This is a genomic window from Streptomyces sp. NPDC056361 (assembly GCF_042262805.1).
Lineage (GTDB): Bacteria > Actinomycetota > Actinomycetes > Streptomycetales > Streptomycetaceae > Streptomyces.
In genome coordinates, this window is the sequence record NZ_JBHJQI010000009.1 from 68,081 (window position 1) to 84,657 (window position 16,577).

Consider the following 16,577-nt stretch of genomic DNA (forward strand, 5'->3'; position numbering starts at 1 on the left):
TTTCACGGGGGCGCAGAGGTCGCTCGGTCGCCGGCGGCCGTTCCGGCGCCGTCCTCCGCGAGGACGATCCGGGCCAGGTGGACCCTGGAGCGCACCGCGAGCTTGCGGAAGATCGACGCGAGATGGGTGTTGACCGTGTGCGGGGAGACGACGAGGGCCTCCGCGGCCGACCGGTTGGTGTGGCCCGCGGCGATCAGCCGGGCCACCTTGCGTTCCGAGGCCGTGAGCGCGTCCCAGCCCTGGTCGGTGCGTGGCCGGAGGCGTCCGGTGCGCCGGCCCTGGCGGTGTGTGGCCCGTTGCAGAACGGACCGGACCCGGTCGGCCTCGGCGTCGGCCCCGGCCTGGGCGTAGAGGTCGTGCGCTCTGGTCAGGGCGGGTGTCGCGGCGGCGTCGCCGGAGGTCAGCAGCGTGCGCCCGAGGTCGGCGGACGCGGCGGCGAGCGCCAGCGGCCGGGGGCCGGTGAGGAGGGTGCCCACCGCTCGCTCCAGGAGTCCGCGGTCGGTGTTCACGAGGGCGGACGCGTGGGCGGCCGTCCCCTGGGCGGTCGGCACGGTGGGGTTGCGGGTGGCGTGTGCGGCGGCCTGGGCCGCGAGGTCCTCGGCCAGCTTCCGGTCCCCGCCGCGCAGGGCGATGTGCACGGCCTGGACGACATGCGTGCGCAGGAGGCGCCACCGGAGGAAGGGGTGGTCGCGCTGCACGGACCGGACGAGTTCGGCCGCCGCCGTGTGGTCGCCCTCGGCGTCGGCGACGACGGCCTCGAAGTACTGGTGCGTGGCGTGGTTGCCCGTGTTCGGCCGGTCGGCCACGGTCGCCCGCACGATGTCCAGGTGTTCCCGCGCGGCCTCGCGGTCGCCGCGCAGCAGCGCGAGGAGGCCGCGGTTGACGCGGATGTTGACCAGGTTGCCGGGCACATGGAGGTCCGCCTCGAGCCGCTCGGCGGTGACGAAGTCTGCGTCCGCGTCGTCGAGCCGGCCGAGCCCCATGTTCAGGGTTCCCTGGGTCCAGATGAGCATGGCGGGGCGCAGGGGGGCATCGCCCGCCGTCCGGAGCAGTCGCCGTACCGTCTCGAAGTCGTCCATGTGGATCAGGGCGACGGCCTCCTCGGGGAGGAAGGCCGAGTCGAACACACTCAGTGCCGTGTGGTGTTCGACGGCGGCGGCGCAGTCGCCCGCGTTGAGCGCGATCTCGCCGAGACCCCACAGAGCGAGGACGCGCGCCTCCCGGTCACCGGCCCGCTCCGCCTCGGCGAGCGCCCGTTCGCCGGTCTCGCGAGCGGCCCCGAGGTCGCTCCCGCGGGACCGGGCCAGGGCCTGCCGGGCGGTCAGCCGGGCCCGGATCACCGGGTCGGTGACGGCTGCCAGCGCCGTCGTCGTGCGGCGGGTCAGCTCGGGGACGTCGTCGAGGTGCCACAGCGTGTCGCCGAGTACGCACTGCAGACGCGCGAAGACGTCCAGGGGCGGCTGTCGGGCGAGCAGCGCGTCGCCGGTGTCCCGTGCCTGCGCGTACCGGCCCGCGCGGGTCAGCGCGACGACGGCCCGCTCCCCCACGTCGTACGCCATGGGCGCACGGGGCGGTACGAGTTCCAGGGCCCGTACGGCCAGGTCGGCGGCGAGGTCGGGCATCACGGCGATCACGTCCTCGGCGGCTGTGCCGAGCAGTCCGATCGCCTCCATGTCGCCGGGTTCGGCGCTCTTCAGCAGATGCGGGACCGCGTCGACGGAGCTCCGGCCCGCCGCGACGAGACGACTCGCGGCCTCTCGGTGCAGTGCCCGGCGCACGGAGGGGGCGAGGTCGGCGTACACCGCCTGGCGGAGCAGGTCGTGGCGGAACAGGAGGCGTTCGCCGTCGTCGTGGAGGAGGGCGGCCGCGATCGCCTCGTCCACTTCGGCGCTGAGTCCGGAGGCGGGACGGCCGCACAGGGCGGCGGCGTCGGCGAGCGAGAACGCGCGGCCGAGGACCGAGCCGATCCGCAGGAAGTGCAGGGTGTCCGGCCGGAGGTCGGCCAGTCGGCCGCGTACGCCGAGGACCAGCCGCTCGGGCGGCTCCGGCCCGTCCGCGCCCGTCGCCGCGATGCCCGAGAGCATCTCGGCCGCGAGGAAGGGGTTGCCGCCCGCCCCGTCGAGGAGCTCCCCGACCCGCGCCGGCACGTCCCCGCCGAGGACGTCGCGTGCCAGTTCGGCCAGGGCCGTCCCGGGCAGCGGCCGCAGAGGGAGGGTCGTCGTCAGCGGCCCCTGCCCGTAGAGCTCCGGGTCCTCCCTGCTCGTGAGCAGCCAGAGGACCGGGGAGCTGAGCAGCCGCGCCGGCAGGACGCTCAGGGCGAAACGGCTCAGCGGGTCGGCCCATTGGACGTCGTCGACCGCGATCAGTACGGGCCTGCCCGCCGAGCGTTCCTCGATCAGCTGGGCGAGCCGTTCGACGAGCCAGATGCGCTGGTCGTGGTGGCCGGCGAGGTCCGCGAGGTCCGTGCCGGAGAGCAGCGGCGGGTCACCGTGCAGGAGGCCCGAGGCCAGTGAGGCGAGCGGCGCCAGTTCGTGCAGTTCCTCGGCGCGTCCATGGCTGACGAGGAATCCGTGGGCCCGCGCGCGCGAGACGGCCTCCTGGAGCAGCGCGGTCTTCCCGATCCCGGGCTCGCCCAGGAGGAGCGCGATCGCTCCTCCCTCGCCGTCGCGCACCGTCTCGACCAGGGCGCGCAGCCGATCCAGCTCGGCTTCGCGGCCTCGCAGCCCGGGCCTGCTCAGCCCCGTCGCCGCGCCCTGTTCCTCGGGCCGGTCGGGGCTCATCCCTTGACCGATCCGGCGAGCAGTCCCCGTGCGAAGTGCCGCCGGAGGGAGAAGAAGACGAGCAGCGGGACGAGCGCCGCCACGAACGCTCCCGCGGTGAGCCGCTGCCACTCGTTGCCGTAGGTCCCGGCCATGCTCGCCAGTCGGACCGTCATCGGCGCGGTCTCGGCCGTTCCGCCGGACAGGGTCAGGGCCACGAGGAGGTCGTTCCACACCCAGATGAACTGGATGACGGCGAAGCCGACCAGGGCCGGGCGGGCCAGCGGCAGCACGATCCGGAGCAGCAGCGTCCCGTGCGACGCGCCGTCGACGCGGGCGGCCTCGATCAGGTCCCGGGGCAGCCCGGCCAGGAAGTTGTGCAGGAGGAACACCGCGAACGGCAGCGCGAAGGCCGTGTGGGCGAACCAGACCTGGCCGAACCGCGCGGGACCGGTGAGGTGCCACGCGGGCAGGAACAGCCAGCCCTGGGAGAAGAGCTTCAGGAGCGGGACGAGCGCCATCTGGAGCGGCACGGCCTGGAGCGCGAAGACGCCGACGACGAGCGCGTCGCGCCCCTTGAAGTCGATCCAGGCCAGGGCGTACGCCGCGAGGAAGGCAAGGACGAGCGGGAACAGCACCGAGGGAACGGTGATGACGACGGAGTTGAGGAAGTACTCCGCGAGCCGCCCCGACCCGTTCCCGCCACCGGACAGCACCTCGCCGTAGTTGTCGAGCGTGAGGTGCGGCGCACCGAACAGGGTCCACCAGCCCGTCGTCTTGATCTCCTCCTCGGGGCGGAACGAGGAGAGCAGGAGACCGAGGGTCGGTGTCGTCCAGAGGACCGCGATCACCACGGCGGCGGACGTGAAGGCGCGGGAGGTCAGACGCTCCCGGACGCCGTTCACCCCGTCCTCCGCTGCGCCAGGACCTGGTGGGCGGCGAAGGGGGTGACGAGGAGGAAGAGGAGCACGGCGAGCGCCGCTCCGCGGCCCGTCTCGCCGTAGCGGAAGGCCTGGTCGTACATCTCGTGGGCGAGGACGCCCGTGTCGAACTGTCCGCCGGTCATGGTCTTGACGATGTCGAAGGCCTTGAAGGTGCCGATCCCCTGGGCGAGGAGCACGACGAGCAGCGTGGGCCTGATCGACGGCAGGGTGATCCGACGGAAGATCTGCCGGGGAGACGCGCCGTCGAGCCGGGCGGCCTCGGTCAGCTCGGCGGGTACGGCCCTGATCGCGCCGGCCAGCAGGACGGCCGCGAAGCCCGCCTGCGTCCACACCATCGCCACGATGAGGAACAGGACGTTCCAGGGAGAGTCCACGAGCCACTGCCTCGGTTCGCCGCCGAACGCGACGACGAGCTGGTTCAGCAGCCCGATCTGCCCGGCCTCCGCGGGACGGTAGGCGTAGACGAACTTCCAGACGACACCCGCGCCGACGAAGGAGATCGCCATCGGCGTCAGGACGAGGGACAGCGCGAACGCTCTGAACCGCGACCGTGCGACGGCCGCCGCGTAGAGCAGACCGACCGCGGTCGACGCCAGCGGCACGAGGACCACCCAGGACAGGGTGTTGCGCAGCGCCACCAGCGCCCGGTGGTCGGTGAACATCCACACGTAGTTGTCGAAGCCGGCCCATGTGCCGCCCCCGCCGTCGGTGAACGACAGCGCCAGAGTGCGCAGACCGGGCAGGACGAGACCGACCGCGAGCAGCAGCAGCGCGGGGGCCAGCAGGATCACGGCCGCGGCTCTCCTCCGCACCGGCGCCCGGTGCAGTGCGAGCAGGATCAGGGCGACCACCGCCCCGAAGGCGGCGACACCCTGGAGCAGGTACAGCAGCTTGGGCTGCTGGGCGACGGCTTCGAACGACATCAGTGGCTCGGCCAGGACCGTTCGACGGACTCGGCGACCTGCCGGGTGCTCGCGCCGCCGATCCAGTCGACGGCTCCCTTCCAGAACGTCCCGGCGCCGACCGACGCCGGCATCAGGTCCGAACCGTCGAACCTGAACTGTGTCCGGGGATCCTGGAGCAGCTGGATCGAGAGCCGGTCGACGGGGGTCGCGGCGTTCGCCGGATCCACGCCCCTGTGCGCCGAGACGAACGGGCCCTTCTTCATCCGCGCGTTCGCGAAGTCCGCGGAGGCCAGGTACTCCTGGAACGCCCGCACCTCGGGACGGTCGGCGAACGCCGCGGTGAACACCCCGCCGCCCAGTACGGGCCGGCCGGCCGGGTCGGCCCCCGGCAGGAGGAAGGCGTAGACGTCCTTGTCGGGTCCGATCTCGGTGCCCTTCGGCCACATGTCGGCGTAGAACGAGGCCTGGCGGTGCATCGCGCAGTCGCCGGAGAGGATCGGCGTGCCGGCCTCCTGAAAGGAGATCGACGCCATCGACCGGGCCGGACCGAAACCGCCGTTGGCGTACCGGTCGTTCTTGAGGATGGACCCCACGGTGTCCATGGCCTTGATCACACGGTGGTCGTCGAAAGGGATCTCGTGGGCGACCCATTGGTCGTAGACGTGCGTGCCCTGCTGGCGGAGGAGGACGTCCTCGATCCAGTCCGTCACGGGCCAGCCGGTCGCCTCGGCGGACTCGATGCCCGCGCACCACGGCTTGACGCCCGACGCCGCGACCTTCTCGGTCACGGCCATCAGCTCGGACCACGTGCGGGGAACGCTCAGTCCCCGGTCGCGGAAGAACTTCGGGGAGTACCAGACGAACGACTTCACGTTCGCGACGAGTGGTGTGCCGTAGAGGGCGCCGTCCACGGTCGCGTAGCTGTTCCAGTCCGCCGACCAGCCCTGCTCGGCGAGGGCAGCGACCCCCGCGCTCACGGGCTTCAGTCTCCCTGTCCGCGCGAAGCGCTCCAGAAGACCGGGCTGGGGGAAGAAGGCGAGGTCGGGCGCGTTCCCGCCGTCGACCCGGACCTGGATCTGCGCCTCGAACTCCCCGTCCCCCTCGTACTGGACGTCGATTCCCGTGCAGTCCGCGAAGTCCGCCCAGGTCTCTTCGAACAGATCGGCCTCCCGGTCCCGGTTCTCCGCGTAGACGGTGACCTCGGTGCCGGGGTGCTTGCCGTACCGGGCGTACGGTGCGCAGTCCGCGGTGGTGTGCGAGCGCGAACCGCTGTCCTGCGGGGTGCCGCAGGCGGTGACGGTGACGGCGAGGGTGATGACGGCGAGCGCGAGCCTCGCGCCGAACCTCATGGGTGTGCTTCCTCCGATCGCCCGCCGCATGTTCTCGGCGGGCGTTTCGGAAAGCTACAGCGTTCGAACGACAGAGACCAATCGTTCGATGTTCAAGCGTCGGATCGGGGTGGGAATCGGGGTGGGATCAGTGCCCCGTGGACCGGGCCGCGTCCATGATCAGCTCCGCCACGGCCTTGGGCTGGGCAAGCATGACCAGGTGCGAGGAGTCGACCTCGACGGTGGTCATGCCGGCCCGCCGGTAGCCGAAACGCTCCACGTCGGGGTTGATCGTGCGGTCGGCGGAGGCCACCAGGCCCCACGAGGGCTTGGTCTTCCACGCCGCGACCGGCGCCGCCTCCGAGAAGGCCCGCGCGGCCAGGGGGCGCTGGGAGACGGCGAGCACCGCGGCGAGGCCGGGGTCGACGTCAGCCGCGAACAGGGCGGGGAACCGGTCGACCGCCACCGAGACGTCGGTGCCGGTCTCGCTGGAGCCGGCCACCGGGAACGGGGTGTGGACGAGCGCGTCGGCGAGACCGGAGTCGGGGAAGCGGCCCTGCAGTTCGCCCAGGCTCTCGCCCTCCTCGAGCGCGTATCCCGCGAGGTACACCAGGGCGCGGACGTTGTCCTCCGTACCGGCGAGGGTGATGACGGCGCCGCCGTAGGAGTGCCCCACCAGGATCACGGGGCCTTCGACGGCACGGACCACGGAGGCGATGTACGCGGCGTCGTCGACGAGGCTGCGGTTGGGCACCGCCGGGGCTATCACCTCCAGGCCGGCGGCGGTCAGCTCGGGGATGACACGGGCGAAGCCGGAGGCGTCGGCGAAGGCGCCGTGGACCAGGACGACGGTGGGGCGGGCGTGTCGCGCCATGGGGGAACTCCTCGGAGTGCGGACGGGGAAGGCGGGGGTGGGGTGCTTCACAGGCCGAAGCGGGCGCGGCGCGCCTCGGGCACCAGGTCGGCGTACTCGGGGTGCTTGCCGATCCAGCCCCGGATGAAGGGGCAGTACGGCAGGACGCGCAGCCCGCGGACCCGGGCGTCGTCGAGGGCGCCGCGGGCGAGCAGCCCGCCCAGACCCCGGCCGCCGAAGCGGGGATCGATCTCGGTGTGGATGAAGGCGATCTCGCCGTCCGAGAGGTGGTACTCGGCGAAGCCCGCGGTCTCGGTGCCGTCGTCGCCGGCGAGGATCTCGTACCGGGACTTCTCCGGCCGGTCGGTCACTCGGGTTTCCATGGGTGCTCCTGTGCGGTCGTGGTGTGACGGGGGCGGTGGCTGCGTTCAGAGGGTGCGGCGCACGCCCGCCTGGCGTTCCAGGTTGCGGAGCTGGACGGCGAGGTCGCCTTCGACGGCGAGGTGGGCGGGGCCGCTGCGGCCGATGGGCAGGACCTGCTCGCTGCGCATGTCCTCGAGCATCAGGGCGAACGCCGTGTACATCGCGACGACCGCCACCAGCAGGCCGAGCGCCCCGGACGTGCGCGTCAGCCATTCGGCGCCGGTGACGCCCGCGAGGCCGGTGGCCGCCCAGCGGGGCAGGGACACCGCGAGGACGAGCCACAGCGCCCGCTTGGGCCCGGTCACGGCGGTCATCAGCGCTCCGAAGCAGAGGAGTGCCAGGTTGAAGACGCCGAGGACCTTCAGGCCGTCGGCCGCGCCGCTGAGCATGATGAGCGAGTAGGGCAACCAGCTGCCGGCGAACACCGCCATCAGGGTCGCCGCGATCACGTCACGGGCGCCGAAGGCCAGGAAGCTGACCAGGAGTTGGAGGACGAAGGCGGGCAGCACGGTGAAGGCGACGGCGGCACGGGCCTCCTCCCCGAGGATCCCGAGCTGGAGGCAGCCCGTCATCACGGACGCGATGGCGATCGTGAAGAAGCCGAGCGGCATGGGTGAGGCGATGGGGCGCAGGTTGATCCGTGTCATCGACCGGAGGTCCGGCTCGAAACGGCGTCCCGGGGGGACGTCCGGCGGGACGGCCCGGGCGTCGTCGCCGCTGTCGGCGGTGGGTGAGGCGGTACTCATCGTGTGGATCTCTCTCAGTGCTCGAAGCAGGGGTCGACGAACGACGGCTGTGTGTCGGGGAGGGAGCCGCGCGCGACGCGCCACCGGCGGTGCTGCTCGGACTCGGCGACGGCCTCGGCCACGAGCGAGGCCTGACGGGCACCGCTCTGGTAGCCGCCGAAGTGGGCCACGGGGCTCCACTCGGGGGTCACCGGCGGGACGGCCTCGTCGAGACCCTCGTACTCCGCGGTCGCGTAGACGATGCGGCCGCCGACGACGGTGAGGAGGGACTCGATGCCGGGGATGACGTCCTCGGGCACGGTGAGGTAGTCGTCGGACAGGATCGCGAGGTCGCCGTACGAGCCTTCCCGCAGGGTTCCCTTGACGTCCTGCTCGCCGGTGAGCTGCGCTCCGCCCCGGGTGTAGAGGCCGAGGGCGGTCTCCCGGTCGAGCAGGTTCCCCGCCGGATAGAGCGCGGTGCCGCCGACGGTGCGCCCGGTCACCAGCCAGTGCAGCGCGACCCACGGGTTGTACGAGGAGACGCGGGTGGCGTCGGTTCCGGCGGCGACCGTCAGGCCGCGGTCGAGCATGGCCCGGACCGGCGGGGTGTGGGCGGCGGCCTCGGCGCCGTAGCGATCGAGGAACGCGGCGCCCTGGAAGGACATCCGGTTCTGCACCGAGACGGCGCCGCCGAGGGCGGCGATCCGGTCGAGGCTGCCCGCCGAGACGGTCTCCGCGTGGTCGAAGAGCCAGCGGTTGCCGCCGGGGAAGAGTCCCTCCGCGGCGAGCTTCTCGAAGACGGCCAGGTCGCGGCGGATGGTCTCGTCGTAGGTCGCGTGGAGCCGGAAGCCCCAGCCGTTCTCGAGCAGGAGCCGTACGGCGCTCTCGAACTCGGTCTCGTAGCCCGCGGCGAGCTCGGGCCGGGGCTCGGAGAAGTTCTCGAAGTCGGCGGCGGCCCAGGTCAGGTTCTCACCCGCGCCGTTCAGCCGGAGCCACTCGTCCCCGTCCCCGGGCTTGACCATCTCGGTCCAGCGCTTCAGGTCGGCGAGTTCCTGCCCGGCCGTCTGCGGGAAGAGGTGGTAGGCGATCCGGAGGGTCAGCTCCCCCGACCCGGCGAGGTCGGTGACCGTCGCGTAGTTGTCGGGGAAGTTCTGGAAGCCGCCTGCGGCGTCGACCGCGGACGTCAGACCGAAGCGGTTCAGCTCGCGCAGGAAGTGACGCGTCGACGTCCGCTTGTCGGCCTCGTCGAGGGCAGGTGCCTTGGCCAGCGTCGAGTACAGGACGAGGGCGCTCGGCGCCGCGAGGAGGACGCCGTTGGGTTCACCGTCCCGGCCCCGGACGATCTGCCCGCCTCGGGGGTCGGGCGTCTCCCGGGTGAACCCGGCCGCCTTGACCGCGGCCCGGTTCATCAGGGCCGACTGGTACAGGTGCAGGACGAACACCGGAGTGTCGGGGGCGGCGGCGTTCAGCTCGGCGACGGTCGGCATCCGGCGCTCGGCGAACTGCTCGGCGGTCCAGCCGCCCACCACCCGGATCCACTGCCCCCTGGGCGTGCGGCCGGCCTGCTCGCGCAGCATGGCCAGGGCCTGGCGGAGGCTGCGTACGCCGTCCCAGCGCAGCTCCAGGACGTAGTTGAGGCCGCCCCGGATGACGTGCAGGTGCGAGTCGTTCAGGCCGGGGATCACCCGTCGGCCCAGCGCGTCGACGACCCTGGTCCCCGGCCCGACGAGGTGGGCGAGGTCGTGGTCGTCGCCGAGGGCCGCGACCCGGCCGTCGCGGAGGGCGACGGCGCGGGCATCGGGGCGGTCGGAGTCACCCGTGAACACCTTGGCGTTGCGGACGAGGAGGTCGGCGTGCTCGTGTTCCCGCCGCGGTGCGGGAACGAGGCCCGCGACCGGCATGCTCATGGAGGGCCCGGTCATGCGAGGGCCTTGCGCAGGACGTCGGTGGCGACGCCGATGGCGAGCTCGGCGCCCTGCGTCTCGCGCAGCGCGTTCAGCATCACGAAGTCGTGGATGACGCCCTGGACGCGCAGGGCGGTGACGGGGACGCCCGCGGCCCGCAGCTTCGCCGCGTACGCCTCGCCCTCGTCGCGCAGGACGTCGGCCTCGGCGGTGATGACCAGGGCCGGCGGCAGGCCGGTGAGCTGCTCGGTGGAGGCGCGCAGCGGGGAGGCGGTGAGCTGGGCGCGCTCGGCCTCGGCGGTCGTGTACTGGTCCCAGAACCACTTCATGGCATCGCGGCGCAGGAAGTGGCCCTCGGCGAACTGGTGGTAGGAGTCGGTGTCGAAGCTCGCGTCCGTGACCGGGTAGAAGAGGACCTGCTGGACGAGCGCGACGTCGCCGCGCTGCTTGGCCATGAGGGTGAGGGCGGCGCTCATGTTGCCGCCGACGGAGTCGCCGGCCACGGCGATCCGGGTGCCGTCGAGGTCCTTGTGGTGCCCCTCGCGGGCGACCCACTGGGCGACGCTGTAGTTCTGCTCGATCGCGACGGGGTAGCGGGCCTCGGGCGACAGGTCGTACTCGGGGAAGACCACGGCCGCCCCGGTGCCGACGGCGAGTTCGCGGACGAGCCGGTCGTGGGTGTGGGCGTTGCCGAAGACCCAGCCGGCGCCGTGGATGTAGAGGACGACGGGGAGCGGGCCGGTGGCGCCGCGGGGGCGGACGATCCGGGCGCGGACGTCGCCGGTCGGGCCGCCGTGGACGGTGATCCACTCCTCGTCGACGTCCGGCAGGGGGACGCCCTCACCGTTCTGGACGTCGTCCACGGCCTTGCGGCCGTCGGCCACCGGGATCTCGTAGAGGAACGGCGGCTGGGCGGTGGCGTCGGCGAAGGCCTGGGCGGCGGGTTCGAGGACCGGACGGTTCTTCATGAGGGGCTCTCCTTCGGAGGTGTACGGGACGGGCGGGGTCGGAGCGTCAGCGGGTCGCCCGCACGGCGGCGAGGATCACGTGGGTGACCACGGCAGGGCGGGAGACCGCCACTGCATGGGACGCGTCCACTTCGGTGACGTGCGAACCGGCACGCCCGGCCATCCACCGTTCGGCGGCGGCCGGGATGTTCTTGTCGGCGGTGGCGATCAGCGCCCAGGACGGGATCGTCTTCCAGGCCGCCTCCCCGGCCTTCTCCTCCAGCGCGGCGGTGGCGACCGGGCGCTGGGTCGCGGCCATGACCGCCGCTTCGGCGGCGGGTACGTCGGCGGCGAACTGCCCGTGGAACTTGGCTCGTTCGATGACGAGTTCGGTGCCGGCGCCACCGCCGGGCAGCGGGTACGACCGCGGGTTCACGGTGTCGCCGAGGGTTGAGCCCGGGAACTTGGCGGCGAGCTCTGCCGCGCTCTCCCCCTTGTCCGGGGCGAACGCGGCGATGTAGACGAGCGCCTTCACACGGCTGTTGCCCACTGCGGCGCCACTGATGACGGCGCCGCCGTAGGAGTGGCCGACCAGGACGACGGGCCCGTCGACGGCGGCCAGCACGCTGCGCAGGTAGGCGGTGTCCGCGGCGAGACCGCGCAGCGGGTTGGCGGGCGCCAGGACGGGGTAGCCGGCGTGCTGCAGCCGCCGGATCGTGCCGCTCCAGCCGGAGGCGTCCGCGAACGCTCCGTGGACCAGGACGATCGTCGGCTTGGGGTCGTGCCGGTCGGTGTCGGCCGCGGCCGGGCGGCTCGCCGGCGCGGCGGGTGCGGTGCCGAGCAGAGCGGCCAGCGTCGCGGGCACGGCGAGGGCGAGGGTGCGCCTCGTGAGCTGCATGGGTGGGTGTTTCCTTGTCGGGTGGGGAAGCTTGGGAGCGTGCTCGGTCGAGCGGGAGGGGTGCGCCGCTCGGGTGGGGATGCGCGCCACTCGGGTGGGGGATGTGCGCCGGCCGGGCGGACGGGACCCGGCTCGGGAGAAGGGGCAGGCCTCAGAGGCCGTACGCCTCCAGGAGCCGGAGCCAGACCTCGCTCACCGTCGGGAAGGCGGGCACGGCGTGCCACAGGCGCTCCAGGGGGACCTCGCCCACGACGGCCACGGTGGCCGTGTGGACGAGCTCGGTCGCCATCGGACCGGTGAGCGTGCAGCCGACGACGATCCCTCGGGTCTCGTCGACGACGAGCTTCGCGAGGCCGCGGTAGCCGTCCGCGTGGAGCGCGGCACCGGCGACGTCGTCGATGCGGTACTCCACCGCGCGTACAGCGAGACCCGCTTCGCGTGCGGCGCGTTCCGTGAGACCGACGCTCGCGACCTCGGGACGGGTGAAGACGGCCCGGGGGACGGCTACTCGGTCGGCCCGCGCACTCCACGCCTGCCAGCCTCCTGTGCCGGCCGGTCGGCCCGCGGCACGCTCGGCGATCGCGGCGGCGCAGGCACGGGCCTGGTACTTGGCCATATGGGTCAGCGGCGCCCGGCGGTTGACGTCGCCGACGGCGTAGAACCAGTCGCCCTCGACCGCGGTGACCCGACAGGTGTCGTCGACCGGAAGCCAGTCGCCGACGGGCAGTCCGACGGTCTCCAGGCCGAGGTCGGCCGTGCGCGGGTGACGGCCCACGGCGGCAAGGACCTCGTCGCAGACCAGGGCGGTGCCGTCGTCGGTCTCCACGGTCACGGTACGAGTGGTCCCGTCACGGGCGACCCGGACGGCCGACACCCCGAAGCGGATCGCGACGCCCAGATCGCCCAGCCCCCGGGTGACCTCTTCGCCGGCGCACGGCTCCCAGCCGGTGAGCAGGGCCTGGTCGCGGACGAGGAGCGTGACGGAGGCGCCGAGCGAGCGCCACGCGGTGGCCATCTCGCAGGCCACCACTCCCCCGCCGATGACGACGAGCCGCGCGGGCACCGCGTCGGCGGTGGTGGCTTGCCGGTTGGTCCAGACGCCGATCCGGTCGAGCCCTTCGACCGGTGGGAGCGCGGGCTCCGTGCCGGTGCAGACCACGACCGCGCGCCGGGCCCCCAGGATGCGGATCGTGCCGTCGGCCCCGGTCACCTCCACCCGGCGCTCACCGGAGAGCCGCCCGTGCCCCCGTACGAGCGCGACGCCCGCACCGTCGAGCCAGTCGGCCTGGCCGGTGTCGTCGCCGCGCCCGGTGAAGCGGTCTCGGCGGGCCAGCACCCGCACCGGGTCCAGTGCCGCCGTGACCGCCTGCCGGGCCCCGTCGACCGATCGGGCCTCCGCCCGAGCGGCGCCGGGACGCAGCAGGGCCTTGCTCGGCACGCACGCACGGTAGGAGCACTCGCCGCCGACCGCCTCGGCCTCGACGACGACAGCGGTCAGCCCCGCCCCGACGGCGCGGCCGGCGACGACCTCGCCGGCCGGCCCGCCACCGACCACGACGACGTCGTACGTGTCCATCAGCCGTGCACCAGAGGGGTGTCCACGAGATGCTCGGCCAGGAACCACACCTGCGCCTCGCCCGTGCGGATGACATCGGAGACGAGCAGGTCGGCACTGCCCTCGTCGCCCTCCTGGGAGAGCCGGGCAGCGGCGTCGCGGGCGTCGATCAGGATCCGCTCGTGCGCGTCGAGGAGACGCGACAGCATGACGGGCACCGGCTCGACGCCGTCCGGCGGACGGGGGATCGCGGTCAGCTCCGCGACGTGCCGCGGATCGCCGACGGCGACGCCGCCGAGGCTCTGGATCCGCTCGGCCAGCGCGTCCACGATGGCCAGCTGGGCCTCCGCGTGCTTGTCGAGCATCAGGTGGAGCGAGTAGAAGGTCGCCCCGCGCATGAGCCAGTGGTGCTTCTTGTAGAGGGAGTGGAGGATCTGCGTGTCGGCGAGGACGCGATTCAGACGCTGGCAGGCGTACATGCGGGTGTCGTGGCCGAGGCCGATCGGCAACTGCTTGAGCGTGCCGAACGCCTGGGTCTCGGCGCCCTTCTGGTGCAGCAGCGGCTGGCCGCCGCCGTGCGGGTCCGTGAGGGTGTCCATCGATTGCTCCTGTACAGGGAGAAGTGGGTGAGTGGGCCCGGCCGCCCGGTCGGGGGTGCACAGCCGGCCGGACCCGGTCTGTGGTGCTCGCGCTCAGCGCTCGGCGATCGCCGGGGCGGCGGGAGTCCGGTGCAGGACGAGCCGGGTGAGGAGGCCGCTGCCGAGACCGGCCACGAGCGCGAGGGCGGCCCACCACAGCGGGTACGGCGTGAGGCCGAGGACCGCGTCGAGGGACCAGGCGCCGGGGCCGGTGGCGGCGAGGGCGGCGGCGGTGCCGATGAGGACGAGCGGGTACTCGTACCCGTCGTTCTGCACCCAGAGGCCGTGGCGCCACTTCACGGTGAGGGCGACGGTCATGACGCCGATGGCGCCGGTCGCGGCGAGCGGGGTCAGGAGGCCGGCGGCGAGCAGCAGGCCGGAGCCGATCTGACCACCACCCGCCGCCAGAGCGGTGAGGACACCGCCTCGGAAGCCGTCGGTGCGGAACTCCTCGGTGCCGCCCTCGAGTCCCTTGCCGCCCAGGTGCGAGCTGACCTTCTGCACACCATGGCCGGCGACGAGCAGTCCCACCAGCAGACGCAGGATCAGAATGCCGGTGTCCACAGGGGTCAGCCGGCCGCGTGCGCGCCGATGACGCTCTGCGCGTACACGACACCCAGGCCGTACGCGCCCGCGTGGGCCTTGACGATCTCCATGACGTCGCCGTACGTCTCCTGGCGCGCCCAGTCGCGCTGCAGCTCCAGAAGGACCTGGACCCAGGTCACCGGGACGGCACCGGCGGCGATCATCCGCTGCAGCGCGTGCTCGTGGGCGGCCGGGCTGACACCACCGGAGGCGTCCGTCACGACGTAGACCTCGTAGCCCTGCTCGAGCGCCGAGAGCGCGGGCAGCACCAGGCAGACCTCGGTCCACAGACCCGACAGGATGATCTTCTTGCGACCGGTCGCCTTGACCGCCGCGACGAGCGCCTCGTCCTCCCAGGCGTTCATGGTGGTGCGGTCGATGATCTCGTTCTTGGGGAACACCTCGGCGAGCTGCGGCAGCAGGGGGCCCGAGAAGGACTCGGCGGCGACCGTGGTCAGGACGGCCGGAACGTCGAACGCCTTGGCCGCCTTGGCGAGACCCACGGTGCTGTTGATGATCGCGGCGCGGTCGCCGCTGCCGGTGCCGAAGAACATCTGCGGCTGGTGGTCCACGAAGAGCATGACCGAGTTGTCGGGCGTGAGCAGGTCCTTGCTCGGAGCGGCCTGCACCTTGTCGATGTCGAACATGAGGGGTCCTTTCGAAGCCATCGGTAGCGTGCCCACCGCGTCCGCGGCGAGGCACTTCTTCAAGCTACGAACGACCCGACCGACCGAGTTGACCTCCTGCGCCCAGGGGTTGGCACGACAGCGCACAACCGGTCAAGGACGAGAGCCGTGCAGCGTCACCGGCGCGAACGAGGCAAGGCCACGACGCCGGCACTCCGAGGTGATCGCGCAGAGGACAGCTGCCACCTCCGGCATCGGCCGGAAGAAAGAAAGACCAGATCAGCGCGCCCGACCTCGCGCCTTCAGCCGGGTCGCCGGGACCTCCGGCGCGCGGAAGTCGCGTTGGCGATCCCATGGGTGAACTGCCGGCCAGCGCTGCTGGTCACATAGGGGGCCAGAGTGTTCCGCCGATCTGGGTCGGGGATACCTGTCACCGGTGCGGGGCCATGCGGGTGATCGGGTGGCCGACTCCGTGACCGTAGGCGCGGCGTTCGATCATTCCGCCCGACGAGGCGAGACAGTAGACGGGATTTTCGGCCGGACCAACCCGGGGCCCTATCGACGTCGGCAGCCGGGTGTTGCGCCGCCCGACCACCCACTCGTCCGCAAGGGGACGCATCGATGACCGACACCGGCACGTCTTACCGTGATCTCCGCGCCCTGGTGATCAACTGCACCCTCAAGCGGTCGCCGGAGCGCAGCCACACGCAGGGGCTGATCGACATCAGCACCGGGATCATGGAGCGCCAGGGCGTGCAGGTCGAGGTGCTCAGGGCGGTGGACATCGACATCGCGACCGGTGTCTGGCCGGACATGACGGAGCACGGGTGGGACACCGACGAGTGGCCCGTCATCTACTCGCAGGTGATGGCCGCGGACATCCTCATCTTGGCGGGGCCTGTGTGGCTGGGAGACAACTCCTCGGTCATGAAGAAGGTGATCGAGCGCCTGTACGCCTGCTCGTCGATCCTCAACGATCTTGGCCAGTACGCGTATTACGGGCGGGTGGGTGGTTGCTTGATCACCGGCAACGAGGACGGCGCCAAGCACTGCGCGATGAACGTGATCTACAGCCTGCAGCACCTGGGGTACGTGATCCCGCCGCAGGCGGACGCCGGCTGGGTCGGCCCGGCCGGGCCGGGCCCGTCGTACCTGGACGAGGGCTCGGGTGGCCCGGAGAACGACTTCACCAACCGCAACGCCACGTTCATGACGTGGAACCTGCTGCACCTCGCCCGGATGCTCAAGGACGCCGGCGGCATCCCGGCGTACGGCAACCAGCGCTCCGGGTGGGACGCCGGCTGCCGATTCGACTTCGAGAACCCCGAGCACCGTTGAGCGATGAGCGCGGACCTGGGGAATGCGGCTGAGGAGACCCGGCTCGGGGTGCCGATCGTGATGCGGTCCGAGCTGCGGTGCGGCAGCTGTCTGTAGCTGGACCGGTGGCGGGGGATGCTCCAGTGCCGATTGCCGCGGACGGCGAGCAC

The 16,577-nt window shown here is 72.4% G+C and carries 15 protein-coding genes; 1 reads left to right on the forward strand and 14 read right to left on the reverse strand.

Annotation, left to right across the window (positions count from 1 at the left end; translation table 11 throughout):
- Positions 1 to 2: 2 nt before the first annotated feature.
- From ACFCY7_RS04930 to ACFCY7_RS04995, 14 genes are all read right to left on the reverse strand, one after another.
- The gene (locus ACFCY7_RS04930) at positions 3 to 2,780 is read right to left on the reverse strand and encodes an AAA family ATPase (protein WP_376481374.1); all 2,778 of its coding nucleotides are present in this window, start codon (positions 2,778 to 2,780) and stop codon (positions 3 to 5) included.
- Positions 2,777 to 3,664, reverse strand: a complete 888-nt coding sequence (locus ACFCY7_RS04935; protein WP_376481376.1) for a carbohydrate ABC transporter permease — start codon at positions 3,662 to 3,664, stop codon at positions 2,777 to 2,779. The genes ACFCY7_RS04930 and ACFCY7_RS04935 overlap by 4 nt, the downstream gene beginning before the upstream one ends.
- On the reverse strand, positions 3,661 to 4,626 hold the full coding sequence (locus tag ACFCY7_RS04940) for a carbohydrate ABC transporter permease (protein WP_376481378.1): 966 nt from the start codon (positions 4,624 to 4,626) through the stop codon (positions 3,661 to 3,663). The genes ACFCY7_RS04935 and ACFCY7_RS04940 overlap by 4 nt, the downstream gene beginning before the upstream one ends.
- The gene (locus ACFCY7_RS04945; protein ID WP_376481379.1) at positions 4,626 to 5,957 is read right to left on the reverse strand and encodes an ABC transporter substrate-binding protein; all 1,332 of its coding nucleotides are present in this window, start codon (positions 5,955 to 5,957) and stop codon (positions 4,626 to 4,628) included. The genes ACFCY7_RS04940 and ACFCY7_RS04945 overlap by 1 nt, the downstream gene beginning before the upstream one ends.
- 127 nt (positions 5,958 to 6,084) lie before the next feature.
- Positions 6,085 to 6,810 carry an alpha/beta fold hydrolase gene (locus ACFCY7_RS04950; protein WP_376481381.1) on the reverse strand — a complete coding sequence of 242 codons (726 nt, stop codon included), beginning with the start codon at positions 6,808 to 6,810 and terminating at the stop codon, positions 6,085 to 6,087.
- Positions 6,811 to 6,857: 47 nt separating this feature from the next.
- Positions 6,858 to 7,172: a GNAT family N-acetyltransferase gene (locus ACFCY7_RS04955; protein ID WP_376481382.1), complete on the reverse strand. Its 315-nt coding sequence runs from the start codon at positions 7,170 to 7,172 to the stop codon at positions 6,858 to 6,860.
- A 45-nt stretch (positions 7,173 to 7,217) separates the two neighbouring features.
- Positions 7,218 to 7,958 carry a GPR1/FUN34/YaaH family transporter gene (locus tag ACFCY7_RS04960; RefSeq protein ID WP_356084746.1) on the reverse strand — a complete coding sequence of 247 codons (741 nt, stop codon included), beginning with the start codon at positions 7,956 to 7,958 and terminating at the stop codon, positions 7,218 to 7,220.
- 14 nt (positions 7,959 to 7,972) lie between these two features.
- Positions 7,973 to 9,859, reverse strand: a complete 1,887-nt coding sequence (locus ACFCY7_RS04965; protein WP_376481384.1) for an amidohydrolase — start codon at positions 9,857 to 9,859, stop codon at positions 7,973 to 7,975.
- On the reverse strand, positions 9,856 to 10,809 hold the full coding sequence (locus tag ACFCY7_RS04970) for an alpha/beta hydrolase (RefSeq protein WP_376481386.1): 954 nt from the start codon (positions 10,807 to 10,809) through the stop codon (positions 9,856 to 9,858). The genes ACFCY7_RS04965 and ACFCY7_RS04970 overlap by 4 nt, the downstream gene beginning before the upstream one ends.
- Positions 10,810 to 10,855: 46 nt before the next feature.
- Positions 10,856 to 11,686 (reverse strand): alpha/beta fold hydrolase, encoded by an 831-nt coding sequence (locus ACFCY7_RS04975; protein ID WP_376481387.1) that lies wholly within the window; start codon positions 11,684 to 11,686, stop codon positions 10,856 to 10,858.
- A 151-nt stretch (positions 11,687 to 11,837) separates the two neighbouring features.
- Entirely contained in the window at positions 11,838 to 13,262 is a 1,425-nt protein-coding gene (locus ACFCY7_RS04980) for a dihydrolipoyl dehydrogenase family protein (protein WP_376481389.1), read from the reverse strand.
- Positions 13,262 to 13,840 (reverse strand): Dps family protein, encoded by a 579-nt coding sequence (locus ACFCY7_RS04985; RefSeq protein WP_376481391.1) that lies wholly within the window; start codon positions 13,838 to 13,840, stop codon positions 13,262 to 13,264. Before ACFCY7_RS04985 ends, ACFCY7_RS04980 begins: the two co-directional genes overlap by 1 nt.
- A gap of 93 nt (positions 13,841 to 13,933) precedes the next feature.
- Positions 13,934 to 14,443 (reverse strand): DoxX family membrane protein, encoded by a 510-nt coding sequence (locus tag ACFCY7_RS04990; RefSeq protein WP_376481392.1) that lies wholly within the window; start codon positions 14,441 to 14,443, stop codon positions 13,934 to 13,936.
- A 5-nt stretch (positions 14,444 to 14,448) separates the two neighbouring features.
- Positions 14,449 to 15,111, reverse strand: coding sequence for a hydrolase (locus ACFCY7_RS04995; protein ID WP_116157574.1), 663 nt, complete (start codon positions 15,109 to 15,111; stop codon positions 14,449 to 14,451).
- A 600-nt stretch (positions 15,112 to 15,711) separates the two neighbouring features.
- On the opposite strand from ACFCY7_RS04995, the gene ACFCY7_RS05000 reads away from it, so the two are divergent.
- The gene (locus tag ACFCY7_RS05000) at positions 15,712 to 16,428 is read left to right on the forward strand and encodes a flavodoxin family protein (protein ID WP_376481395.1); all 717 of its coding nucleotides are present in this window, start codon (positions 15,712 to 15,714) and stop codon (positions 16,426 to 16,428) included.
- The last annotated feature ends 149 nt before the right edge of the window (positions 16,429 to 16,577 follow it).